This window comes from Phenylobacterium sp. (genome assembly GCF_004297125.1).
GTDB lineage: Bacteria > Pseudomonadota > Alphaproteobacteria > Caulobacterales > Caulobacteraceae > Phenylobacterium.
On the sequence record NZ_SCVD01000015.1, the window covers coordinates 66639 to 90468 of the forward strand.

Consider the following 23830-nt stretch of genomic DNA (forward strand, 5'->3'; position numbering starts at 1 on the left):
CGTCTCATCCCGCCAGCACGCGGATCGGTCTTCGCCCGCGGCCCTCGGGAGCCCCGCCATGACGCCGGAATTCCATATCGCCGAGACGACCGGCCGTGACTTCCCGCTACATCTCGTCGAGGAGATCAGCCATCGGGTCGCCAATGAATACGCGGAGGCCATCGCGGGCCTCTCATTGGCCGCAGCCGGATCGCCGCGCTGCGAAGTGAAGCAAGCGCTTCGCGCGGCGGCCGAGCGCCTGCACGCGCACGCCGAGAGCCATCGCGCGCTGCTTCCCCCGATCCAGGGCCAGGTCAATCTGGCGGATCACGTCGGACGCCTCTGCAGCGCCTTCTCCAAGGCGACCCTGGCGGACCGGCAGGTCCGCCTCGCGGTCGAAACCGATGACATCTGGCTGGCGTCCGACCGTGCGTGGCGCATCGGACTGGCCGTCGCCGAACTCGTGCGGAACGCCGCGAGGCACGGCCTTCGAGGCCGCGCCGGCGCCATCGTCGTGCAGGTGGCGCTGGCGGGAGATGAGGTGGTCTGCAGCGTCGGCGACGACGGCGTGGCCGCGAGCGCGGTCCAACCGGGCCGCGGCGTGAGCCTCGTCCAGGCCCTGGCCATGGAGCTCGGTGGCTCGGTCGAGTGGTGGTTCAGTCAACGCGGCAGCGTCGCCCGCCTCCGCGCGCCTATCGACGCCCGCTCTTGACACCGCTGCTGCAGAGGATCGGCGTCGACCTGCCGATCATCCAGGCCCCGATGGCGGGAACGTCGACGCCGCAGCTGGCGGCCGCCGTCACCAATGCGGGCGGGCTCGGTTCGATCGCCGTCGGGGCTGTGCGCGCGGCCGCGGCGCGCGAGATGATTGCGGCCGTCCGGCAGGCGACCCCCGGTCCGTTCAACGTCAACCTGTTCTGCCACCGCCCCGCCCGCGCCGACCCCGCACGCGAAGCCGCCTGGCTGGAGGCCCTCGCGCCGGAGTTCGCGCGGCACGGCGGCCGGGCCCCTGACCGCCTGCGGGAGATCTACACGAGCTTTGTCGCCGATCCGGAGATGCTGGCGCTCCTGCTCGAGGTCCGGCCGGCGGTGGTGAGCTTCCATTTCGGCCTACCGCCGCAGACGGCCATAGATCGGTTGAAGGCGGCCGGCATCGTCCTCTTCGCGACCGCCACCTCCCTTGCCGAAGCCGAAGCCGCGTGCACCGCTGGCGTGGACGCCGTCGTGTCGCAGGGCTGGGAGGCCGGCGGGCACCGTGGAATCTTCGACCCCGGCGCGGACGATGCGCAGCTCGGCACAGCTGCGCTGACCCGCCTGCTTGTCGAACGCCTGACCGTTCCCGTGATCGCGGCCGGCGGCCTGATGGACGGCGCGGGTGTCGCCGCCGCGCTGGCGCTGGGGGCGCAGGCCGCGCAGCTGGGAACGGCCTTCATCCTCTGCCCGGAATCCAGCGCCGACCCCTTCCATCGGACGGCCCTCGCCGGGCCCGGGGCGACGGCCACTGTCATGACCTCGCTGATCTCAGGCCGGCCGGCCCGCTGTCTCCCGAACCAGTTCACCGCCCTGAGTGCGGGCGGGGCCGGGAAGACGCCGATCCCCGACTATCCGATCGCCTATGACGCCGGAAAAGCGCTGGCCGTGGCGGCCCGCGCGCGCGGCGACGGCGGCTATGGCGCGCAGTGGGCTGGCCAGGGCGCGCCGCTTGCACGCGGCCTGCCGGCTGCCGATCTCATGGCGACGCTGGCGCGCGAACTCACCGACGCCCGCGCTGCTGTTTCCCGTCGCTGAAGGGGATGTCGGGATGGATCGCCTGGACGCCATGAAGGTCTTCGTGGTCGCCGCCGAGTCCGGCAGCCTCGCGGGCGCCGCCCGCGTTATGACGCGGTCGCCGGCGTCGGTCAGCCGCGCCATCGCCTTCCTGGAATCGCACGTGGGCGTGGCGCTCCTTCACCGGACGACACGCACGATGCGGCTCACCGACGCCGGCGAGCGTTACGCGCCGGTCTGCCGCCACGTGCTGGCCGAGTTGGAGGCGGCCGAGGCGGCCGCTGGGGACGCCACGCCGCGCGGCGTCCTGACCCTCTCGGCGCCGCCGATCAGCGGAGAGGAAATCCTCAGGCCGATCCTGGACGCTTTCCTGCTGGCCCATCCCCAGGTGTCCGCGCGGCTGCTGCTCTTCGATCGCCAGGTCAGTCTGGTCGATGAAGGCATCGACCTCGCCCTGAGGGTCGGCGACCTGGCCGCGTCCTCCCTGGTCGCGGTCCGGGTCGGGGCCGACGTTCGTCGCGTGGTCGTCGCCGCGCCCAGCTACCTGGCGACCCGTTCGCAGATCGAGCGGCCAGCCGACCTGGCGCACCACGACATCGTCGCCATGTCCCACTTCGGTGAGGACCGTTGGGTGTTCCCGCCGGCGACCGGGACCACGACACCGCGCACCGTAGCGTTCACGCCGAGGGTGCTCGTCACCAGCGTCCGGGCCGCCGCAGCGTCGGCGGAGGCCGGGCTCGGCGTGACGCGGCTCTACTCGTATCACGTGGCGGACGCGGTTCGGCGCGGGGCGCTGCGGATCATCTTGGCTAGCGACGAGCCGGAGCCCCTGCCCGTCCACCTCGTTGGGCGACCTGGGCGGGCGACCTCGCCGAAGGTGCGAGCCTTCCTGGACTTCGCGGCGCCTCGCCTGCGGTCCGCGTTCGTCGGACTGGCGGCGGAGGCCCGAACGCTGCCCTCAGGCGACACGGCCGCCTAGCCGCCCGGCGGCGTCGCCCTCAGCTTGCGATACTCCAGCGCCGGCAGTCCGCCCCATCCCCACCCTTCGAGCTCCACCTCCTGGATGGTCACGAAGGTGGACTCGAGCGGCTTGCCCAGCACCTCGAGCAGGAGGTCGCTGACCCCCTTGATCAGGCGGGCCTTCTCCTCTGGGGTGACGGAATCCCGCTCTGGGGTCGAGCCCTCGCGGGTCAGCAGGATGTTGACGATCGGCATGATGGCGCTCCTTCCGGGGGAGCGGAGGCCCGCCGGTGCGGGCCGCCGTCCAGGTTACCAGTGGCCGGCGGACTGGCCGCCATCGACGTGCAGGATCTCGCCCGTCACGAACGCCGCGTTCTCGAGGTAGAGGACGCCGTGCACCGCCTCCTCCACTTCGCCGAGGCGGCCCAGCGGATGCAGGGTCGCGAGGCCGGCGTGGGTCTCCGGCGGATGGAGCGGCGTCTTGATGATGCCCAGCGCCACCGCGTTCACGCGAATTCCCTTGTCGGCGTACTCGATCGCCAGCGACGTGGTGGCGGCGTTGAGGCCGCCCTTGGTGAGCGAGGCCAGCACCGAGGGCACGCCCTTGATCGGCTGCTCGACCAGGCTCGTCGAGATCTGGACCACGTGGCCCGACCCCTGCGGTTCCATCCTGCGGATCGCCGCCTGGGTGACGAAGAAGAAGCCGGCGAGGTTGGTGCCGGTATTGGCCGCCCAGTCCTCGGGCGTGAAGGCCGTGAACGGCTTGGCGGTGAAGATGCCCGCGTTGTTGATCAGGGTGTCGATGCGGCCGAACTTCTCGATGGCGGTCGCGACGACGCGCTCGGCGACGGCGGGGTCGGCGATGTCGCCGGCTACCGTGGCGACGTCGAGATCGCTCGACGGTTTGATCGAGCGCGAGTTGGCGACGACCTTCCAGCCTTCGGCGCGGTAGCCTTTCAGCAGCGCGGCGCCCAGGCCCTGGGAGGCGCCAGTGATGACGACGACCTTCGTATCTTGGGACATGATGTGTCTCGAACCTTCCTTGTGAGGCGCGGCCAGATCCGGCCTGCGTCGGTGTCCCGAGAGGTGGGGCGACACCGACCCGCGCCGTAGAGCTGCGCCGCGAGCGACAGTCGTTCGCGCCGCGCAACACCGGTCCAGGGTTCGTCCGGCGAGACGCTGCGGCAATCAGGACGAAGGTATCGCCGACACCAAAGTCCAATGTCGGCGCGCCGGCGGCTGCGCCACTTCTGGATCCACACCGGGCCCGGGCCCGCGCCCTCTGTGAAGGTCTGAGATGCTGCACACTTCGCCTACTGCGAGCCCGTCCAAGGGCGTCGCGCTGGTTACTGGAGCCTCCGCAGGCATGGGGGCGATCTACGCCGACCGCCTGGCGCGCCGAGGCTTCGACCTGATCCTCGTCGCCCGCAACTCCGCGCGGCTGGAGGCGCTGGCCGCGCGGATCGCCCTCGACGCCGGGCGCCGGGTGGAGACGCTGACCAGCGACCTGCGGCGCGCCGACCATGTCGACGACATCGAGGCCAGGCTGCGGACCGACAGCCGCATCACGATGCTCGTCAACAACGCCGGCGTCGGATCCGCCACGCCGCTTCTGCAATCCGACATCGGCGTGATGCGCGGGATGATCGCCCTCAATGTCGAGGCGCTGACACGCCTGACCTATGCCGCGGCGCCCGCCTTCGTCGCCCGCGGCGGCGGCACGATCATCAACATGGCGTCGATCGTGGCGATCGGCCCGGAGATCCTCAACGGGGTCTACGGCGGCGCCAAGGCCTTCGTAGTCGCCCTCACCCAATCGCTGCACCACGAGCTCGGGCCGCGGGGCCTGCGCGTCCAGGCGGTCCTGCCCGGGGCGGTGGGCACGGACTTCTGGGCCGCCTCAGGGACGCCGCTGGCCAATCTCCCGCCCGAGATCGTGATGAGCCCCGAAGACGCGGTGGACGCCGCACTGGCGGGTCTCGACCTTGGCGAGCTCATCACCCTGCCGTCCCTGCCCGACGCTGCGGACTGGCAGGCCTATGAGGACGCGCGCCAGGCGCTCTTCCCCAACCTCTCGCGATCGCAGCCCGCCGCGCGCTTCGGCCTGAACCGGCCGAACAACGCCGGCTGAGCGCGGGCTCTACCGTGGCGCTGGGGTGGCCGGCCCCTATCGGCGTTCGGCAAGGCCACGCGCATCGGGACAGGTCCTCGCTCGTCGTCCTGACGCGGCGTCTCGATTCCACGGGTGAGATACGTATGATGGCCGGGAGGCCCACGTTGTTCGACGAACGGCGCGTCCGAAGCCTCGTCTGCGCCCGGCGGCGCCTTCGAAGGCTGACATGCACGCGACTGGCGCGAGTGATCCCCCGGAAGATGTTCTCGTCCTGACCAGCGCCGCCCCCGGTCGGCGGCACAGGCTCGCGGCGTTCGCCGTCGTGCCGGGCATCCTGGTGACGCTTTTCGCGCTGACGCGACCCTTCGCCGAACTGCAGCTGCCGCCGGCCCCGGCGTTCGTTCCGATCCAGACATCGGCGCTGTTCGTGATCAATCTCGTCACGGCGCTGATGTTCTTCTGCCAGTACTCCATCCTTCGCAGTCGCCCCCTGCTGGTGGTCGCGAACGGCTACCTCTACGCCGCGCTCATCCTCATCCCCTACCTCCTGGCGTTCCCCGGCGTGTTCGCGCCGGACCGGGCGCTGATCGGCGGCCTGCAGACCACGGCCTGGCTCTATATCCTCAGGCACTGCGGCCTCGCCGCGTCCCTGGTCGCCTTCGCGCTGTTCAGTCGGAGTGAGAGGGCCGCCCCTCAGCCCCCTGCCGGCGACTCCCGCCTTCTGCTGAGCATCGCGGGCACGTGCGCGCTGGTGCTGGTCCTGGGCGCCATCTGCATCCTGGGCGACGGACATCTGCCCATCGTCGCGGCGGACGGCCGGCGGTTCAGCACGGGCTGGCTCATCTACGCCGGGGCGCCGATGGCCTCGCTCTATGGACTTGCGGTGATCCTGCTCTGGCCCCTTCGGAACACGGTGCTCAGCCTCTGGCTGCTGGTGGTCGCTTCCGTGCATCTCGCCGCCGTTCCGATCTCCTTCTTCGGCTCTCCGGCCCGCTTCAGCGTCGGCTGGTACACCGTCGTGATCATGAACCTTGTCGCAAACAGCCTGGTCCTGTCGGTGCTTCTGGTGGAGGTCTCGAACCTCTACCGACGCCTCCTGCAGTCGGTCCGCGCCCATCAGCACGAACGCGAAGCCCGGCTGGCCACCGGGGACGCCCTGGCGGCGATGATCGCGCACGAGCTGAAGCAGCCGCTGCTGGCGATCGTGATGCGGGCGGCCACGGGCGTTCGCCGGCTCGACCGACCCGCGCCGGACGTCGACAAGGCAGTGGGCGATCTGAGACGGATCGCCGCCGACGGTCACCGCGCAGGTGCGATCATCGACAGCATCCGGGCGAACTTCAGGCGCGACAGCCGCGCTGGGGCGGCCGTCGACCTGAACCAGGTCGCGGCTGAGTCGGTCGCCCTGATCCGCCGGGACCTTCGACGGCGACATATCCGCGTTGAGATGGCGCTCAACGCCCATCCCGCCGAGGTCGCCGGGGATCGGACCCAGATCCAGCAGGTCCTCCTGAACCTCCTCACGAACGCGGCTGAAGCCACGGCCAATCGCCCGGCGCCCCGGATGCTGACGGTCAGCTCGGAGAACCATGAGGGCGACGAGATCTGTATTTCGGTCTCCGACAACGGCGCCGGGGTGGGTGCGGAGCACCTCGCGCAGATCTTCAACCCGCTCTTCACGACCAAGCCAACCGGCATGGGTATGGGCCTGTCGATCTGCCGATCGATCATTGAAGCGCATGGCGGTCGCATCTGGGTGTCCCCGAACAGTCCGACCGGCGCCGTCTTCCAGTTCGCCCTGGCGGGACTCGTCAAACCCTAGCCAGCTGTCGCTCCGTTGCGTTCGGCCTTTCGGGCTACGATTGCGCCCGCCGAACGCCGGCGATCCGGAGCGGCGTGGTTCAGGCCCTCACATCGCTTCTGAATCGCTTGCGGGTTCTCACGCTCGCCCGCCGAAGCCGGGCATTTCGTGCCGCCCGCCGGGCGCGAAGGCGGCAAGCCTGGCCGGGCGGCCGACACCTTGGTCTCGCCGATACCTAGGTCCAATAGGTCGCGGCCCGCTCGTCGGCTCAGATGCCCGCGTCAAAACCGACGCACCGACAGCAGGCGACGCGATGGGTCTCACCTCAACCAGCTTCCGATTTCCAGCGATCCTCGCGGCGGCGACCCTTTGCGCGCCGGGTCCGATCCTGGCCGCCGACAAGGGCGCCTCGCCGGGGGGCGCCGTCTCGCCGTCGGCGAGCGACACCATCCGGCTGACGCGCAGGTCCCCCTCCTACTGGCGGGTCACCTTCGCCAACCCGCCTCTGAATATCGTGGGGCCCGCCGAGATGCGTCGGCTCGACGAGATCCTCGACCAGATCGAGGCGGACCCACGCGTGAAGGTCGTGGTCTTCGACAGCGCGGTCCCGGGCTACTTCATGGCGCACTACGACCTGCTGAAGCCGCTCGAGGAGTCCACGGGGATGGCCCCCGGGCCGACCGGGATGCATCCGGTGCCCGATTTCATGGTGCGGCTCGCGCGGCTGAAGGCTGTGACCATCTCGTCGATCCGCGGCCGCACGAGCGGCATCGGCAGTGAGATCGTCCTGGCCACCGACATGCGCTTCGCGAGCCGCGAGAAGGCGATGCTTTCCCAGTTCGAGGTCGGCGCCGGTTTCGCGCCGGGCGGCGGGCCGATGGCGCGCCTCCCCCGGCTCGTCGGCCGGGGCCGCGCGCTCGAAATCCTCATCGGCGCCGAAGCCCTGAACGGGGACCTCGCCGAGCGGTACGGCTATGTGAACCGCGCCCTGCCCGACGCCGAGCTCGACGGGTTCGTCGATCGTCTCGCGACGCGCATCGCGGGCTTCGACCATCAGGCGATCATCGACACCAAACAGCTTGTCGACGTGGCCAGCCTGCCGCCGGACGAGGAAATCCGGCTGGGCTGGGAGGCCTTCATCACCTCCGTCCAGCGACCGGCCGCCCAGGCGCGCGTCGGCGCGCTGGTGGCGCGCGGCCTGCAGAAGCCGGGTGACCTGGAGGACCATCTCAACGAGCGGGCCGCGGACTACCGCGAACCGCAGCCTTAGGTCCTCCGATGGCCAGCTTGAGCGCAATCGCCATGGCCGCCGCGCTTGCGGCGGTGGGGCCGGGACCTCAGCCGTCTACCTCGGCGACCACGACCTACCACCAGAGGCGCGTCGACGGCGTCAGCGTCTTCTACCGCGAGGCCGGGCCGAAGGACGCGCCGACCATCGTGCTGCTGCACGGTTACCCCTCGTCCTCACGGATGTACGACGGACTGATCCCCCTGCTGGCCGTGCGCTACCACGTCATCGCGCCGGACTATCCGGGCTTCGGGCACAGCGAGGCGCCGCCGCCATCGAGCTACGCCTACACCTTCGACCACCTGGCCCGGACCATGGGCGGGCTGCTCGACCAGCTCGGCGTCGAGCGATGCATCTTTTATCTTCAGGACTATGGCGGACCGGTCGGCTTTCGCATGATGATCGCGCGGCCAGACCGCGTCCGGGCGCTGATCGTGCAGAACGCCAACGCCTATGACGAGGGCCTCGGCGCGAAGTGGACCGGGATCGCCAGCTTCTGGCGCGATCCCGCGGGCCACCAGGATCAGCTCGACGCCTTCATGTCACTGGACGGCGCGCGGCTCCGACACGTCGCCGGCAGCCCCAACCCCGAGCGCTATAGCCCGGATGCGTGGACCGACGAATTCGCCATGTTGTCGAGGCCCGGAGCCCGGGAGATTCAGGGCGCGCTCCTCTACGACTACCAGACGAACGTTGCGGCCTATCCTGCCTGGCAGGCCTGGCTGAGAGCTCAGCGGCCCAGGACCCTCGTGCTCTGGGGCCGCTACGACCCGTCCTTCACCGTCCCCGGCGCCGAGGCCTACCGGCGCGACCTGCCCGAGGCGGAACTACACCTCCTGGACGCCGGCCACTTCGCCCTGGATGAGCGCCTCGACGAGGCCGCTGTCCTGGTCCTCGGATTCATGGACCGCCTCCCCCACTGATCGGCGGCGCTGCGCGGGACCCTCGCCCCTCGTCCCCTGCCGTGCGCCGGTTCCCAGCCCACTCGCGCAGGTTCAGGCCCGCCCCCACGTACGGATCGCCTCCATGACATCGCCAGCCTCCAGGGATCACCTGCGGCCCGAACCGGCGCCGGCGGGAGGGCACGCGCCGCCGCCAGCCTGGCGAATGATCCTTTCCGGCGCCTGCGCCTGCCTGATTGGGATCGGCCTGGCGCGCTTCGCCTACACCCCCCTCCTGCCAGCCGTGATTGCCGCGGGATGGTTCGACGCCGATGCGGCCACCTACCTCGCGGCCGCAAACCTCGGCGGCTACCTGCTCGGCGTGCTCATCGCGGGTCCCATGACCGCCCGCCGCTCGCCCACCTGGGCGCTGAGGCTGATGATGGCGGCGAGCACGGCATCGCTGTTTGCCTGCGCCTACCCCGCCAGCTTCACGTGGTTCTTCACCTGGCGGCTGATCTCAGGGGTGAGTGGCGGGGTGATCATGATCCTGGCGGCGCCGGCCATACTGGTCCACCTGCCGCCCGCGCGTCGTGGCCTGGCCAGCGGTTTCATCTTCATGGGGGTCGGCCTGGGCGTCGCAGCGTCCGGTACGCTGGTCCCGCTCCTGCTGAGCGACGGCCTGACGGCGGCCTGGCTCGGCCTTGCGACCGCCAGCGCGATCCTGACCCTCGTCGCCTGGACCGGATGGCCCCACGGCCTCCCCGCCCAGGCGTCGCCGACGCTCCGACGCGCGCGGCGTCCCCGCCCGCAGCTCTGGCTGCTCCACGCGACCTACGGCCTGAACGCGATCGGGCTGGTGCCACATATGGTCTTCCTGTCGGTGTTCGTGGCGCACGGCCTGGGCCAGGGCGTCCAGACCGGCGCCGTCTACTGGATCGTTTTCGGCCTGGGGGCGGTGGTCGGCCCCCTGCTCAGCGGACACCTGGCCGACCGGGCCGGGTATCGCCCCGCCTTGCGCCTCGTGCTTCTGCTCGAAACCCTGGCCACCCTGGCGCCGGCGGTCACCCACGCGCCGGCCGCGCTGATCGCCTCCAGCCTGTTCATGGGCGCGGCCACCCCCGGGATCGTACCGCTTGTGCTGGGCCGGGTGCATGAGCTCGCGGGTCCAGGCCTGGCCGGGCAGAAATCGGCATGGCGCATGGCGACCACCGCCTTCGCCGCCGCGCAGGCGGCCGCCGCCTACGGCCTGGCCTGGCTCCTCAGCCGATCGGGCGGCGACTACGCCCTGCTCTTCCTGGTGGGCGGCGGGGCGCTCGTGTTGGCGCTCCTCATCGAGCTGGTCGGCAGTGTCGCCGCGCGGGCGCGCCGCGTCCGCTGACCCTCCGACGCCCGACCGAGACTTTGGTGTCGGCGACACCTAAGTCCAATTTCAGCAGACGCCCGTCAGCCCAACTCTCTCCTCAGACCGAGCGGCGCCGCGCCGGGTCGGCCGAGCCCGGAGAGGGATCATGCCGACGCGAACCCCCACCAACGCAAGCTAGCCGGGCCGCACAGCGGTCGCCGCGGCCTCCCCACACCTCGCCCCCAGCATCCTCAGAAGGGATACCGCCCATGCCCGCCGCCCTGAATGTCGTCGTACTCGTCGGAAGCCTCCGGAAGGCCTCCATAACGCGGCGCATCGCCCGCGCCCTGATCGCCCTGGCGCCGCCCAGTCTCGCATGCCGCATCGTCGAGATCGGAGATCTGCCGCTTTACAGCGAGGACTTGGACGCCGCGCCGCCGCCTGCCTGGACCCGCTTCCGCGACGAGATCCGCGCGGCTGACGCGGTGCTGATCACCACGCCGGAGTACAACCGCTCCATCCCCGGCGGGCTCAAGAACGCCATCGATGTCGGGTCGCGGCCTGATTATCCCAGTCCCTGGGACGGACTGCCGACCGCCGTGGTGAGCGTGTCGCCCTACAAGCTCGGCGGCTTCGGGGCCAACCATCACATCCGCCAGAGCCTGGTGTTCCTCAACATGCCGGTCATGCAGCAGCCCGAGGCCTACATCGGAGACGCCGCGGCCATGTTCGACGGACCCGGCGATAAGCCGACCGCAGATGCGCGCGCCTTCCTGCAACGGGTGATCGAGGGGTTCGCCGACTGGGCGGCCCTGACCCGTCGCGACGCGCGCCCGTCCGCCTAGCGCTGCGGCGGACGTCGAACCGCGAATATGTCCCCTCGACAGATCGGCGGAGCCCTCGCCGCCGCGGCGACCGCCGTGGGTTCGGCGGCCTGCGCCGAGGTCCCGCGCCTGCCGGACGGCGTCACGCTCTCCGGCGGCCTCGTCTCAGAGACGGCCTGGAGTGTCAGCGGCCCCGGGCGCCGTGTCGCCAAGGAAGCCGGCCAGTTCGATCTCGGCGCGACGATCGACGCCGGCGAGGTGCTGGATGTCACGGGCGGGACCGTCCAGGCCACCATCACCTATCGCTGGGGCGAAGACCTCGGCGCCGCCTCCGGCCTGCGACCGCAACAACTAGTCCAGGAGATCTACGGGCGCGGCCAGACCTGGCGGCTGACCCAGCTCTGGTACCAGCAGGCGATCGGCTCCAGCGGCGCCGATCTCAAGGTCGGTCGGCTGACGCTCGGCGAGGACTTCGCGACGTTCCGATGCGCCTTCCAGAACCTCACGTTCTGCGGCTCGCAGCCCGGCAACATGGAGAGCGACGACTGGTACAACTGGCCGGTCAGCCAGTGGGGCGCGCGCGGACGCTACAAACGCGCCAGGGGCTACGTGCAGCTTGGCCTCTATGAGGTGAATCCGCGCAATCTCGAGAAGGACTTCACGGTCGGACGCTTCAAGGGCGCGACCGGCGTGATGATCCCGGTGGAGGCCGCCTGGACGCCCCGGATCCATGGCCGCGCGGGGCGCTACCGCCTCGGCGGCTGGTACGACACCTCGCGCGCCGCCGACCTGATGCTCGACCGGAAGGGCCAGCTGCGGGCCGTCACCGGCGAGGCCCCGAAAGACGGGGACGGCCGCGGAGGCGCCTACGTGATGGCCGAGCAGCAGGTCACGGGCCCTGCAGAGCCAGCCGAGGCCGGGTCCGGTGTGACGTTGTTCTTCAACGCCGCCCAGGCGGATCGCCGCACATCGCGGATCGACCGGCAGGTCTATGGCGGCGCGTTCTGGCGCGGACCGCTCGGAGGACGTCCACGCGACGAGCTGGGGATCGCGGTGGGCGCCACGCGGCGCAATCCCCGCCTGAGGGCCCTCACGCCCGACCGCATCGCGACCGAGTACGTCGGCGAGGTCTTCTACGCTGTGCGGCTCAACCGCGCCGTGGCCCTGCAACCCAATGTCCAGCTCATCGCCAATCCCGGCGGCGCCCCGGGACGGACGGCGGCGATCGTCGGCCTGAAGGCGACGGCGCGCCTTCCACCCTAGAGCAGGAGCCCCTGCGGTTCCGGGGTCGCAGAAAGCACAGAATGGTTTCGCTCGTCCCGCGAAGTCCCCCGCTCGCCACAGCGTCCCGTGGCGCACCCGCGGGATCCAGCCAAGGTACTCTGGGAGAACCGCCTCGATGTCGACCATCGCCCTACCCGCCGGTCTGGAGACGCTCCGACTGGAGCCCCTGATGGCGATGACGCTCATTGTCGCCCCGCCGATACGCTTTGGTGCGGGCCCGGGCGGAGAGCGGAGGGTCGGGGTGGTCACCGGGGGGCGCTTCGAGGGGGATCGCTTCGCGGGACACGTGCTGGACGGTGGCGCCGACTGGCAGCTCCGTCGGAGCGACGGCGCCTGGCTCATCGATTGCCGCTTGGTTCTACAGACCGACGACGGCGCGATTGTAGGCATGCAGTACAGCGGGCTTCGCCACGGGCCGGGCGATGTGATGGATCGGCTCGCACAGGGCGATCCCGTCGATCCGTCCGAGTATTATTTCCGGATCACGCCCACCTTCGAGACAGCTGACCCTCGCTACGCCTGGCTCAACCAGTTGGTCGGCGTCGGGGCCGGGCATCGGCCGCCATCGGGTCCCGTCTACAAGGTGTGGTCGGTGGTCTGAGACCTCCCGTTTCCCTCCGACGCGCTTGTGCGCGGCGCCTCCGCCTCAAGGCCGACACCTTGGTATCAGCGATACCTTCGTCCAATCGCGCACGCCGAGGCCGGATGACATCTGAAGGATGTCCCGCGAGTTCGTAGCCAGGAAGGCCTCTCCGTGAACGCCCAGACCCCAACGCCGCAGATCCGCGTGGCGCGCCGCACGCCGGCGTACTGGCGCATCACCTTCGACAACCCGCCGCTCAACGTCATGGGGCCGCCCATGGTCCAGGCGTTCAGCGCTCTGATCGACGCAATCGAGGCCGACGCCCAGCTCCGCGTCGTGGTCTTCGACAGCGCCGTCGAGGGCTTCTTCCTCAACCACTCCGATTTCAAGGCGCGGATCGAGGACATGCTGGCCCTGCCGCCCGGCCCAACGGGACTGCCCCCCTGGCCGGACTTCCTCGTGCGTCTGACCCGCGCGCCGGTCGTCTCCATCGCACTGATCCGAGGCCGGGCGACCGGCAACGGAAGCGAGATCGTGCTCTCCTGCGACATGGCGTTCGCCAGCCAGGAGAAGGCTGTCATCTCACAATGGGAGGTCGGCGTCGGCATGGTCGCCGGCGGCGGCCCGATGGCGCGCCTGCCCGGCCTCATCGGCCGCAACCGCGCCATGGAGGTGCTGCTCACCTCGGACGACATCCGCGCCGATCAGGCCGAGGCCTGGGGGTACATCAACAAGGCGCTTCCCGACGCCGAGCTCGAGGCGCACGTCGACGCGATCGCGACCCGCATCGCCAGGTTCGACAAGTGGGCGATCGCCCAGACCAAGCGGCTGGTGAACACCAGCCTATCGCCCGATGTCGAACTGGGCGCTGGCTGGGAGGCCTGCATCGCCTCGTTGGGGCGCCCGGCCGCGCAGGAAGGGATCAAGGCGCTGACCGACAAGGGCTTCCAAGCGCCGGGCGACGTCGAAGACCGGCTCGCCGTCCATCTGGGCGATCTGCCGCCCCGATAGTCCGGCGCACAGGATCGCGCCTCGCCCAACGAAAGACCGACCCAATGGATCTGCTCCAGGCAGCCAAGGCGCTGGCTGAGCCCATTGGCGCCGCCCTCCAGCCGAAGGATCAAACATGAAGACGACGGTTGCTTTGAGCGCCCTCTGCGCTGCGATGGCGTTCAGCCCGCCGGCCCTGTCCGATACGCGACCGACGAGCGCCTATCACTACGTCCTGCCCCTGAACCTGGCGCTCGAAGCAGCCACTGAAGCGGTGCGGGTGTGCGGCCTCCAGGGCTACCGTGTCACGGCCACGGTCGTGGATATGGATGGGATCCCCGAGGTGGTCCTCCGCGGCGACGGCGCCACGGTCCACACCCGCGAGTCGAGCTTCCAGAAGGCCTACACCGTGATCACGCTGGGCCCCGAGTTCAGCTTCGACACCTCCGGCGCGCTGTTCGAGCTCGTGAAGACCAACCCCTATGCGCCCCGCCTCGCGCAGGTGCGCAACGTCATGGCCCTGCCCGGTGCGGTCGCGTTCCGTGCGGACGGGGCGATCGTGGCCGCGTTGGGCGTCGGGGGCGCGCCAGGCGGCGACAAGGATGAGGTTTGTGCACGCGCCGGCGTAGCGAAAGTCGCAAGCCGCCTCCCACGTTGACGACGCGTCCGAGCGTTCAACCAAGCCAAGCGCAAGTGCGACGGTCCTTGTGGTGGAGCTGCCAGGACCCATGCTGGCCTACGCGGTAGGCTCGGACTTCGGCTCAAAGTACCCACAGATCTACCAACGAACCGGCGCGATGGTCGCTTGACAGCCTATTGCGTGATCGCACCGATGCCGCGACGCGCGCTCTAGTCGAGTCTAGGCAGATCTGCCTCGGGTTCGACGGCCGCGACGATGTCGGCGTGCTCGGCGTCTCGAACCACGCCCGCGACGTTTAGCCGGATAAAGAGCTTCGGGCCGCGCGCGGTACCTATGGCGGCAATAAGGGCCGGCCCCGCCCGGTTGAGGCTGCGCGCAGCTCCGCACAGCAAATATGGTGGCTTACCCAGTGAGCCACTCACGGCGATGACGTTGCCGGCGGTGACCGGCAACTCTGCGAGAGTGGTCCGGCGGAAGCGATAGCGGGTCCCGGAGGCGCCGGGCACATCAAGGAAGTCCATCACGAAGGAAACCAGCGAGCCCGCTTGCGGGGTCCAGGGGCCCGCCCCGCCCGCGCCCCAGCATGTACAACGAACACGTTCGCTGAACGGCAATTCTATCGCTGCTCACCGGCAGGGTCCGAGGACTTGGTCGGCCGCATTTGGGCCTCCATCGTGCGGGGACCGAAACCGACGACGGTGGACCGACCGATCAGGACGCGTGTCCATGGCCTTGCCGCTCCATGCAACATCGCGAAAGCCCAGCCGCAAGCGGCCCCCGCGATCGATCCCGGAAACCTGACGCGGGCGGTCCTGGCGCGAAATCGACCTGCCACGGCAGGCGAGCCTGATCGGGAACCACCAATCTTCGGCCGCAGGCCTGCAGACCGGTCGCCCCGGGCTCGAATTTCGCGTCCCGCCCTGCCCTGCGTCCAACGGCTCCGTGATCGCGGGATGGCCCCGCGAGCGGCCGGGCTCCCCGGCCTTCGGAACGGAGACAAGACCATGCTGAACAAGACCCAACTGATCGGCCGCCTGGGCGCTGACCCGGAAGTCCGCAGCCTCAACGACGGCGCCAAGGTCACCAACCTGCGCTTGGCCACGACCGACACCTGGAAGGATCGCGAGACCGGCGAACGCCAGGAGCGCACCGAATGGCACCGGGTCACCGTCTGGGGCGATGGCTCGGCAAACTACCTGGCGCACGCCACTAAGGGCGCGATGCTCCTCATCGAGGGTCGGCTCTGCACTCGCAAGTGGACCGATGCCGACGGCGCCGAACGCACCTCGACCGAAGTGGTCGTACAGCCTCGCGCCGGCGGTCAGGTCAGGATCCTCGCCGGTCGCTCCGAACGCCGCGGCAGCGACACCAACCCTGCTGGAGGCAATCGCCGGCAGACGGCAGCAACCGGGTCAGATCAGCCGGACCTCGGCCTCTGATGGCAGAGCAGGCCCGCCCAGCTGGGCGGGCCAAAGCTGCGCGTTTGCGGCCACCGCCCTCGAGCGCTTCGCCCATCAAGTTTCACCAGAAGCACTCTTGACGAATCACTTCGCCGCGCAAGCGGACTTGCAAACACAACTAATAGCGAGAAAATATTGCGACAGCCTGTCGCAGGTAAATTCAAGCCGTCTCCGTGAAGTTCATCCGGTTCCGCGCCGACCGGAAGACTTGCAATTTCTTCTCAGGCGTAATCACGTGCCAGTTGATGCTGATTTGTCCCACAGGTCATCACGCGAATGGATACATCGCAATCAAAATCGCAAAATTGATATTTTGATATCCTACGTATCGTTAATTTCTATCCCACACAGTTCTTACTGAACTTGCGTGAATTCAATCGAACCTCAGATGATTGGCCGTCGGCGATGACCGATGCAGCGCCCTCGTGGCCTTTCAAGGTTCAAAAATGAACTACACCAACAATACTCTGATCAGCTGGAAGACCCTCCGCCCCATGGTGGGCAACCTCGGCCGCACGACCTGGTGGCGCCTGGTTCGAGCGGGAGAGGCGCCGGCCCCCATCCGGATCTCGCCCGGCCGCGTCGCCTGGCGTCTGGCTGACATCCTCGACTGGATCGCCTCTCGAGGCGGCGCCGAGGCCTAATGCACACCAGCCAGGGACGGCCGCGGCGGCTGCTCCCGCCGCGTCCCAACGCTGTCGCATTGTGAGAACGGCCATGCATGGACTTCCATTGGCCACGGCCCGGTTCAGCCGGGCTGCGGCCCACCATTGCGCTAACTTCTGGGTAGCTCGTGCGTACCTTTATCGTAGCTTCTTCGTACCTCGGCTCGCTCCAGCGGGACGGGACCGACGCTGCAGAGGGCCGACCGCCTCCTTGGCACCCGTCACTGGGCCGGCCTCTGGCCCCACCAAATGTAGATCGGCTGTGGCAATCTGTAGATCAGCTGTGGCGATCTGTAGATCGCATGATGCCAATTGTAGATCGGTTGCTATCAATGCAACCTATCCGCAGGTTGGAACCGCGAACATTCGCCCCATTGGTGCAATTGTGTCACCTCGGCGTATCCCGGCCGTATCTCCCTTGTCGCCTCGGTGTATTCCGACCGTCTCCTCCCCGTATTCGACACCCCTCAAGGGCTGTCGGCCGGTCTGGACGCCTCTCTTTCCCGCTCTTGACCTTCGCCCAAGCCCTTAAATGGGCTGATAGACCATACGCACCCTCGCGGTGCGCGTAGACCTTTGATTTCGCGGCACTTTGCCGGATCAGAGGCTGGCTAGACCGTAGTCGCTCATTACGGCGCGAACGTCATTTTCTCCAACGTTTTCAACGTACGTCTGTACGTACAGACCCAATACAGGTCCCCATGCCCCTCGCAGACCCCATCCAAGTGCGCCTTGAGCGCGAGCTGCTCACCGAAATCCGTGCGACCGCGCAGGCCAATGGACGCAGCGTCGTCGACGAAATCCGACATCGGCTTGAGCACTACAATCGGGCCGATCTGCAGGTGCAGGGCCTGCGCTCCGAGCTCGCTCTCTTCTGGGCAAATGGTCCTCGACCGGACGACCGTGTGCTCGATGGGCTGCTGAGGCTGCAGGGCATGGTCGCCGAGGTGCTGGGCTTCATGCGCCGCGGTCGCCCCGTAGACACGGAGGCGGCCCAGCGCGACGTCGAGCGTCACGGGCTTCGGGTCTGGGGCCGCGCCAAGGAGGACCGCTGATGCTGACGCACAAGGTCCTCACTCGGCAGGACGTCGGCGACGTCGCCAGCTACTATGCCGACGGCGCCGACGACTACTACGCCAAGGAGGGTGAGGCGCAGGTCTGGCAGGGCAAGGGCGCTGAGCTGCTAGGTCTCGTCGGCGAGGTGGAGGCGGACCGTTTCCGCCAGCTCCTGGCGGGCCGGGTCGATCCAGGGTCGACCGCCCGGCGCTCCACCCGCGACGACGCCAAGACCCGGATCGGCATCGACCTGACATTCTCGGCTCCCAAGAGCGTGTCGTTGCTGGCGCTGATCGGCGGTGACACCGCCGTTGTTGCAGCACATGACCGCGCCGTGGCGCGAACGCTGGAGGACGTGGAGCGCTGTGCGCAGGCCCGGCAGAAGATCGATGGAATTTCGCAGGTCGAGACGACCGGGAACCTGATCATCGCCAAGTTCCGCCACGAGACCACACGGGCCTACGACCCGGCCCTGCACACCCACGCCGTGGTGATGAACCTGACCCGTCGGGCGGACGGCGAATGGCGGGCTCTGCACAACGACGAGATCGTCCGCGCCACCGCCTACATGGGCGCCGAGTACCGCGCGCACCTCGCCCGTGAACTCGAGAACCTCGGCCATGAGCTTCGGTATGGGCCTCAGGGGACGTTCGAGCTGGCGCGCTTCTCCCGCAATCAGGTCGAGGCCTTCAGCGTGCGCAGCCGGGAGATCGAGGAGGAGCTGGCGCGCAAGGGCCTGACCCGCGAAACTGCTTCGAGAGCCGAGCGCCAAGCGGCGACTATGGAGACACGGGGACGTAAAGAGCCCCATCTCGACCGCGCCGAGCTCCATGCGGAGTGGGGCGAACGCGCCCGTGAAGTCGGGCTTGACCTGCAGGCGGGTCCGAGGGCCCGAGGCCTCTTCAAGATCGTCCAGAGTCTCTGGTCGCCGGCCAAGGTGGCTGAACACATCAAGGCGCGTCTGGCCGTGGCGTCCGCCATGCGGCACATCGGCGAGCGGGACGCCGCCGTCTCCAACGAGCGCCTGGTCGCCAAGGCGCTCGAGTACGGCATGGATGGGGTGCGGCCGGGAGCGATCTTCGCCGCCATCCGTGAGGCTGTGGCGGATGGCGAGATTGTCGCCGAAGCACCGCGCTTCTTCGCCGCCGGCGAGCGGGCCGAAGCGGCTCGGACAGTCGATGATCTGGTGCGCGAGCTGGTGGCCGAGGGCCAGCGCGAGCCGGTGGCCTTGGAGCTGGTGCAGGACGCCATCATGGCGGGCCGGCTCATCGAGGCCCCGCGACGCTACACCACCTCGCAGGCCATTGGGCGCGAAGAGAAGGTACTGCGGATTGAGCGGGAGGGACGCGGCGCCCTCACCCCGCTGGCCAAGGACGAAAGCGCTCTCGGGCGTCTGCTCCAGACTCGGCTGAATGCGGGCCAATTGGAAGCGGTCAGAGTCATCTTGACGACCCCAAACCGCGTGGTCGGCGTCGAGGGGCTCGCTGGCACCGGCAAGAGCTTCATGCTTAAGGCCGCGGGCGCCGAGGTCGAACATGCCGGCCACAAGGTGCGCATGCTCGCGCCTTATGGCGGACAGGTGAAGGCGCTGCGGGAGCTCGGGCTTGAGGCCAAGACGGTGGCCTCGTTCCTGGGCTCCCAGCGCGCGAACCTCGACCACAAAACCGTGCTGGTGATCGACGAAGCCGGCGTGATCCCGGCACGGCAGATGGCCAAGGTGCTGGCGGCCGCCCAGGCGGCGGGCTCGCGTGTGGTGCTGATCGGCGACCGGGCGCAGACCAAGGCCATTGAGGCCGGCCGGCCCTTCGATCAGTTGGTCCGCGCCGGCATGCCGACGGCCGGGATGATGGAGATCCAGCGGCAATCCAACCCGCTGTTGCGCGAGGCTGTGGGGCTGGCGGCCGAAGGCGCCACCAAAGCCGCTCTCGAGAAACTCGGCGACGTCATCGAAATCCGCGACGCTGGGGCGCGGCGACGCACGATGGCCGAGGACTACGTTCGCCTCTCTCCTGAGGCGCGGACGGAGACGCTTCTCATCTCCAACACGAATGAAGGGCGGCGCGAGATCAACATCAGGGTTCGTGAGGCCCTGGGCCTGACGGGTCAGGGCAAGGTGCTGGAGTGTCTGGTCCGCCGCGACACCACGCAGGAGGAGCGGCTGTTCGCCCGGAACTACCATGTCGGCGACCGGATCCAGCCGGAGCAGGACCATCGCGCCTTGGGTCTGAAGCGGGGCGATGTCTACACGGTGGTCGACACCGTCGCCGAGAAGCTGACGCTTCGAAGCGCGACTGGCGATCGCCTCCGCATCGATCCGGTCAAACTGAGAAATGTCTCCGTGTATGAGCCCGTCCGGCAGGAGCTCGCGCGCGGCGACGTCGTCCGCATCACGCGCAACGATGCGGCGAAGGATCTGGCGAATGGCGACCGATTCACCGTGGCGTACGTGAGCGCTGCCGCCGTCGTCCTCGAGTCAGACAAACGGCAGGTGACGCTCCCGCTTGATCGGCCGCTTCACATCGACTGCGCCTATGCGACCACGGCGCACAGCAGCCAGGGCCTCACCGTCGACCGGGTGCTGATCGAGGCCGAAACCAACCGCAAGACCACCGCTCGCGACACCTTCTACGTGGCGATCTCGCGGGCGCGGCTCCATGCGTACGTCTACACCAACGATGCTCACGACCTGCCTCGCGCTATCGATCGCGACGTCCAGAAGTCGGCGGCTCTCGACCTCCAGCGGCAGGTTGAACGTCCGTCCAGGGCCGACCGAGGTTGGGAGAGAGCGCGGGTTCCGAAGCGGGGTGGCGATTGGCAGATGGGCGGGTGACGCGGAGTCCTGGCCATGCTCGGGAGGAAGAGGAGGAAGGAAGGGACTGAGGGGGCGCGAGAACGCGCTTCAAAGGAACACACAGTGCAACTGCCTTCCCCTTCCGACACAGATCACCGCGACGACACGGCCCACGATACCCAGCCGGGACCATCCGCCATCCGTCGCGCCAGCACACGGCTGATCCGCTTCGTCCTCTACGCACTCTCTTATATCGGCGGCGGCGCCACCGGCACGTCGGCGATGACCCTCGTGCTCTACCAGCCTACCGACTGGCGATGGGCCTGGCTGGGCGCCGGTGGCCTCCTCGCCGGCGCCTGCGCCGTAGGGCTGATCCCCTACTTCCCGAAGGATGACGGGGAAGAGCGATGAGCCTCCGCAGCGAGCGGCGACGGCGCGCCAAGCTGCTGCGCGTGCTGCACCGAATGCAGGGCGGGCTCTGCGCCGGCTGCGGCCTTCCCGTCAGCATCGACGGAGACGTGCCTGCCAATAGTCCGCTTCAGCCGTCGTTCGATCACTACGACCCCGCCTATCTCGGCGGCGCCCAAACCGTGCGGAACGGACTTCTGAAACACCGCGATTGCAACGGGCGGCGCGGCGCGCAGCTGCCCAACGGCTGCGACATGATCTGGTACTGGAGCGTGAGAGCCAAGCTCGCGCGAATGTACGGCGAAATCGACCACTTGGCGCCGCCGGACCTTCGCCATTTCCATTTCTAGGGCCGAAAGAAACGTCTCACTGGCGTTGATCGTGTGCCTTGCCCGGCTCGGCGGATCTCACCGAGCCGGGTGCGCAGACCCGGAGGCGGGTCCAAGCAAGCGGCGCTAGCTGTCGGGCCAAACTTCGCCGCTTGTCAGAGCTACGGTGGTTGTTGGACCTAAGCAACTTCTGGTCGCTTCTTGTGGCGGCGCACTTACGGGTCGTTAGCGACGGTTCGGCTAACAAGAATTGCCACCGGAGCTCGCTTGATGTCGCTTCGCCTACGGGACGCCCTCTTAATCGTGCCTATCATCGGCGTGATCGCGCTGGGCGTCAGTTTGGTTGGCGGAGCAGATCAAACCTGGGTCTTCAACGTTGCCTGCATCTCCGGCATATCGCTCTTGACGTACGTGGCGATAGAGATTCGCGATCAGCATCGGCGCTAAGACAGCCAAAGCCCAGTCGGTCCATGACAGCCGGTCCGCCGTCGGAAACGCTGGGACACCAGGACATCACGGCAAGCTTCTAGAATCGCTCGCCGGCATCTCGATCACGATCAACCATCGCCATTGACGGATACACCAGACCCACAAACAGACCTTCCGAACTTCAGAGATGGGTGGAGGCTGTGTGGAAACGCGTTGGCGGGAGGGCATCGGAGGAGCTGCGATGAGGCGCGCCACTCAGGCGTGGATCGCCGCGATCAGGGGGCGGACGCCGACGATGGCGATCGTGCGCTTCAGGTTGTAGGCGAGTACTTGGAGGCTCATCTCAGCGGCGACGTTGCGAAGCCTCCGGGTCTTGAAGTGGGTGGCGCCCATCCAGGCCTTCAGCGTCCCGAAGACATGCTCGACGGTCTGGCGTCGGACGCGCATCGCTTGGGGCTCCCGATCCAGCCGGTGTTGCATCGCCTCGAGGACGTCTTCGTGCTCCCAGCGGGTGACGCGCCGCTCCTTGGCCGGCGTGCACTGGGCCTTGAGCGCACAGCTTCGACAGCTGGACAGGTTCCAGTAGCGGTGCAGCGTGAGGCCCTTCTCGATACTCGTCATGCGCCGGGCGAGCACCTCGCCGGCGGGGCAGCGATAGGCGTCCTGCTCGCGCATGTAGACGAAGTCCTGCTTGCCGAACCGGCCGTCGGCCTTGGCCCCGGACGTCAGCGGCCGCGGCACGTACGGCGTCGCGCCGGCCTGCTCGCAGCCGAGGATCTCCTCGCTTGAGAAGTAGCCGCGGTCAGCCAGCACCTTGAGATCGTCGGCGGCCATGACGCGCTTGGCCTGCCGCGTCATGTTGGTGAGCTGCGAGCGGTCGTGGCCCTCGTTGGTCACCTCGTGGGCGACCACCAGGTGATGCTCAGCATCGACCGCGGCCTGGACGTTGTAGCCGACCAGCCCCGTGCCCTTGCCGTTGGTCGCCAGGGCGCGGGCGTCGGGGTCGGTGAGCGAGATCTGGCCGTCGGGCGCGGCGGCGAGCGCGACTTCCATCTGCCGCAGGTCGCGGACCTGCTGGCGCAGCGCCGCCAGCCGCGCCTGGATGCGATCGCTGCGGAACGCCGCCTCCTCACCCTCTTGCCGATCGGCCGTGTCGAGCGCTTGCAGATACCGCTCGATGCCCGCCTCGGCCTGTTCGAGCCGCCGGCGCACCGCACCTGGCGTGAAGTTCTTGTCGCGGGTGTTCACCGCCTTGAAGCGGCTGCCGTCCACCGCCACCACGCCGCCGCTCAGCAGTCCGACCTGCCGGCAGATCGTCACGAACGCTGCGCATGTGGCGCCGATCGCCTCGCCGTTGTCGCGCCGGAAGTCGGCGATCGTCTTGAAGTCCGGGGCGAGCTTGCCCAGCAACCACATCAGCTCGGTATTGCGCTGGGCCTCCCGCTCCAACCGCCGGCTCGACGCCACCTGGTTGAGATAGCCATAGAGGTAGAGCTTCAGCATGGACGCCGGATTGTAGCCCGGTCGTCCCGTCGCCGCTGCGACCACCCGCTCGAACCCCAGCCCCGCCAGATCCAACTCATCGACGAACACGTCGATCACCCGGACCGGGTTCTCCTCCGACACGTAATCGTCCAGATATTCCGGAAGCAGCGCACCCTGGCGCCGATCCTCACCCTCGATGAAGCGCGCCATCCACCGCCTCCGAAGCCTACTCAAAGGCTACGGTGCTTCGTGGTTTTCACACAGCCTCGGTGGAAAGCTGACCTTTCCGTCAGCGGCGGCTCATCGCTGAATGTGCAGCAACCGCAGCCGCGGTGACGGTTGGCCAGTTGGGATGGACCACGTACTCATCGTCCCCTCCCTTTGGGAGTTCCTGGATGATGCGATCAAGCTCACGTTTGACCGTCTGGACTAACGCCGCCTCGCTCTTATCCAACAGACATTCACCAACTTCCGTCTCATCAAAGTCGTGGTCGTCGAAGAGGAAATGGATCACCTCGTCGATGCCAGCGATCTGGCCCTGCCGCCTCTCGGACGCCCACGCTTGCCGGGGATCTGGGCCGACAGTTCTTCGAGATAGACAAGCAGTTCTGCGCGTTGCCACGGATAGCGCATGACCTGCCCCCCTTTGGTCCCTCGATCATTATGAGAGCCCAGGGGGTTGGTAGCTGATCTCAAGCGCCGGCGGTAGCGGCCGGGCGGTGGAGCTGATCAAGTTGCGCAGCCGGCCGGCC

24 protein-coding genes are annotated in these 23830 nt (G+C 68.4%); 19 read left to right on the forward strand and 5 right to left on the reverse strand.

Annotated elements, in window-relative coordinates:
* The first annotated feature begins 58 nt into the window (after window positions 1–58).
* Genes EPO51_RS07745 through EPO51_RS07755 form a run of 3 tightly spaced genes read left to right on the forward strand, consistent with a single transcriptional unit; the run spans window position 59 to window position 2725 of the window.
* Window positions 59–691: an ATP-binding protein gene (locus tag EPO51_RS07745; protein WP_293348291.1), complete on the forward strand. Its 633-nt coding sequence runs from the start codon at window positions 59–61 to the stop codon at window positions 689–691.
* Window positions 688–1767: an NAD(P)H-dependent flavin oxidoreductase gene (locus EPO51_RS07750; RefSeq protein ID WP_293348294.1), complete on the forward strand. Its 1080-nt coding sequence runs from the start codon at window positions 688–690 to the stop codon at window positions 1765–1767. Before EPO51_RS07745 ends, EPO51_RS07750 begins: the two co-directional genes overlap by 4 nt.
* 13 nt (window positions 1768–1780) lie before the next feature.
* Window positions 1781–2725 (forward strand): LysR family transcriptional regulator, encoded by a 945-nt coding sequence (locus EPO51_RS07755; protein ID WP_293348297.1) that lies wholly within the window; start codon window positions 1781–1783, stop codon window positions 2723–2725.
* On the opposite strand, the gene EPO51_RS07760 is transcribed toward EPO51_RS07755, so the two are convergent.
* Entirely contained in the window at window positions 2722–2961 is a 240-nt protein-coding gene (locus EPO51_RS07760; protein ID WP_293348300.1) for a tautomerase family protein, read from the reverse strand. The two genes, EPO51_RS07755 and EPO51_RS07760, sit on opposite strands and share 4 nt — an antisense overlap.
* A gap of 54 nt (window positions 2962–3015) precedes the next feature.
* On the reverse strand, window positions 3016–3729 hold the full coding sequence (locus tag EPO51_RS07765; RefSeq protein ID WP_293348303.1) for an SDR family NAD(P)-dependent oxidoreductase: 714 nt from the start codon (window positions 3727–3729) through the stop codon (window positions 3016–3018).
* Between the two features lie 274 nt (window positions 3730–4003).
* Between EPO51_RS07765 and EPO51_RS07770 the strand changes: the two genes are divergently transcribed.
* The 10 genes from EPO51_RS07770 (at window position 4004) to EPO51_RS07815 (ending at window position 14473) form a co-directional block, all read left to right on the forward strand.
* On the forward strand, window positions 4004–4837 hold the full coding sequence (locus EPO51_RS07770; RefSeq protein WP_293348306.1) for an SDR family NAD(P)-dependent oxidoreductase: 834 nt from the start codon (window positions 4004–4006) through the stop codon (window positions 4835–4837).
* A 208-nt stretch (window positions 4838–5045) separates the two neighbouring features.
* The gene (locus tag EPO51_RS07775) at window positions 5046–6641 is read left to right on the forward strand and encodes an MASE4 domain-containing protein (RefSeq protein ID WP_293348309.1); all 1596 of its coding nucleotides are present in this window, start codon (window positions 5046–5048) and stop codon (window positions 6639–6641) included.
* A 292-nt stretch (window positions 6642–6933) separates the two neighbouring features.
* Window positions 6934–7890: an enoyl-CoA hydratase/isomerase family protein gene (locus tag EPO51_RS07780; RefSeq protein ID WP_293348312.1), complete on the forward strand. Its 957-nt coding sequence runs from the start codon at window positions 6934–6936 to the stop codon at window positions 7888–7890.
* Window positions 7891–7922: 32 nt separating this feature from the next.
* Window positions 7923–8831 (forward strand): alpha/beta fold hydrolase, encoded by a 909-nt coding sequence (locus EPO51_RS07785; RefSeq protein ID WP_293348315.1) that lies wholly within the window; start codon window positions 7923–7925, stop codon window positions 8829–8831.
* A gap of 184 nt (window positions 8832–9015) precedes the next feature.
* Window positions 9016–10170: a YbfB/YjiJ family MFS transporter gene (locus tag EPO51_RS07790; protein WP_293348318.1), complete on the forward strand. Its 1155-nt coding sequence runs from the start codon at window positions 9016–9018 to the stop codon at window positions 10168–10170.
* 233 nt (window positions 10171–10403) lie between these two features.
* Window positions 10404–10979 carry an NADPH-dependent FMN reductase gene (locus EPO51_RS07795; RefSeq protein WP_293348321.1) on the forward strand — a complete coding sequence of 192 codons (576 nt, stop codon included), beginning with the start codon at window positions 10404–10406 and terminating at the stop codon, window positions 10977–10979.
* A 27-nt stretch (window positions 10980–11006) separates the two neighbouring features.
* On the forward strand, window positions 11007–12221 hold the full coding sequence (locus EPO51_RS07800) for a carbohydrate porin (protein WP_293348324.1): 1215 nt from the start codon (window positions 11007–11009) through the stop codon (window positions 12219–12221).
* Window positions 12222–12357: 136 nt separating this feature from the next.
* On the forward strand, window positions 12358–12843 hold the full coding sequence (locus tag EPO51_RS07805; protein WP_293348327.1) for a DUF3237 domain-containing protein: 486 nt from the start codon (window positions 12358–12360) through the stop codon (window positions 12841–12843).
* A 153-nt stretch (window positions 12844–12996) separates the two neighbouring features.
* Window positions 12997–13836 carry an enoyl-CoA hydratase/isomerase family protein gene (locus EPO51_RS07810; RefSeq protein ID WP_293348330.1) on the forward strand — a complete coding sequence of 280 codons (840 nt, stop codon included), beginning with the start codon at window positions 12997–12999 and terminating at the stop codon, window positions 13834–13836.
* A 115-nt stretch (window positions 13837–13951) separates the two neighbouring features.
* Window positions 13952–14473: a GlcG/HbpS family heme-binding protein gene (locus EPO51_RS07815; RefSeq protein WP_293348333.1), complete on the forward strand. Its 522-nt coding sequence runs from the start codon at window positions 13952–13954 to the stop codon at window positions 14471–14473.
* A gap of 191 nt (window positions 14474–14664) precedes the next feature.
* Here the strand turns inward: EPO51_RS07815 and EPO51_RS07820 are convergent, their stop codons facing one another.
* Window positions 14665–15069 carry a hypothetical protein gene (locus EPO51_RS07820; RefSeq protein WP_293348336.1) on the reverse strand — a complete coding sequence of 135 codons (405 nt, stop codon included), beginning with the start codon at window positions 15067–15069 and terminating at the stop codon, window positions 14665–14667.
* Window positions 15070–15459: 390 nt separating this feature from the next.
* On the opposite strand from EPO51_RS07820, the gene EPO51_RS07825 reads away from it, so the two are divergent.
* From EPO51_RS07825 to EPO51_RS07850, 6 genes are all read left to right on the forward strand, one after another.
* A complete protein-coding gene (locus EPO51_RS07825) occupies window positions 15460–15894 on the forward strand; it encodes a single-stranded DNA-binding protein (protein WP_293348339.1) in 435 nt (144 codons plus the stop codon).
* Between the two features lie 467 nt (window positions 15895–16361).
* Complete coding sequence (locus EPO51_RS07830) at window positions 16362–16559, forward strand: helix-turn-helix transcriptional regulator (RefSeq protein WP_293348342.1); 198 nt, start codon at window positions 16362–16364, stop codon at window positions 16557–16559.
* Window positions 16560–17281: 722 nt separating this feature from the next.
* The gene (locus EPO51_RS07835; RefSeq protein WP_293348345.1) at window positions 17282–17635 is read left to right on the forward strand and encodes an Arc family DNA-binding protein; all 354 of its coding nucleotides are present in this window, start codon (window positions 17282–17284) and stop codon (window positions 17633–17635) included.
* Window positions 17635–20466: a MobF family relaxase gene (gene mobF / locus EPO51_RS07840; RefSeq protein WP_293348348.1), complete on the forward strand. Its 2832-nt coding sequence runs from the start codon at window positions 17635–17637 to the stop codon at window positions 20464–20466. The genes EPO51_RS07835 and mobF overlap by 1 nt, the downstream gene beginning before the upstream one ends.
* 84 nt (window positions 20467–20550) lie before the next feature.
* Window positions 20551–20838 (forward strand): hypothetical protein, encoded by a 288-nt coding sequence (locus tag EPO51_RS07845; protein ID WP_293348351.1) that lies wholly within the window; start codon window positions 20551–20553, stop codon window positions 20836–20838.
* Entirely contained in the window at window positions 20835–21185 is a 351-nt protein-coding gene (locus EPO51_RS07850; RefSeq protein WP_293348354.1) for a hypothetical protein, read from the forward strand. The genes EPO51_RS07845 and EPO51_RS07850 overlap by 4 nt, the downstream gene beginning before the upstream one ends.
* A gap of 663 nt (window positions 21186–21848) precedes the next feature.
* Here EPO51_RS07850 and EPO51_RS07855 read toward each other — a convergent pair.
* Window positions 21849–23288: an IS1182 family transposase gene (locus EPO51_RS07855; RefSeq protein WP_293348357.1), complete on the reverse strand. Its 1440-nt coding sequence runs from the start codon at window positions 23286–23288 to the stop codon at window positions 21849–21851.
* 79 nt (window positions 23289–23367) lie between these two features.
* Window positions 23368–23700, reverse strand: coding sequence for an SCO4402 family protein (locus EPO51_RS07860; RefSeq protein WP_465246596.1), 333 nt, complete (start codon window positions 23698–23700; stop codon window positions 23368–23370).
* Window positions 23701–23830: the final 130 nt, after the last annotated feature.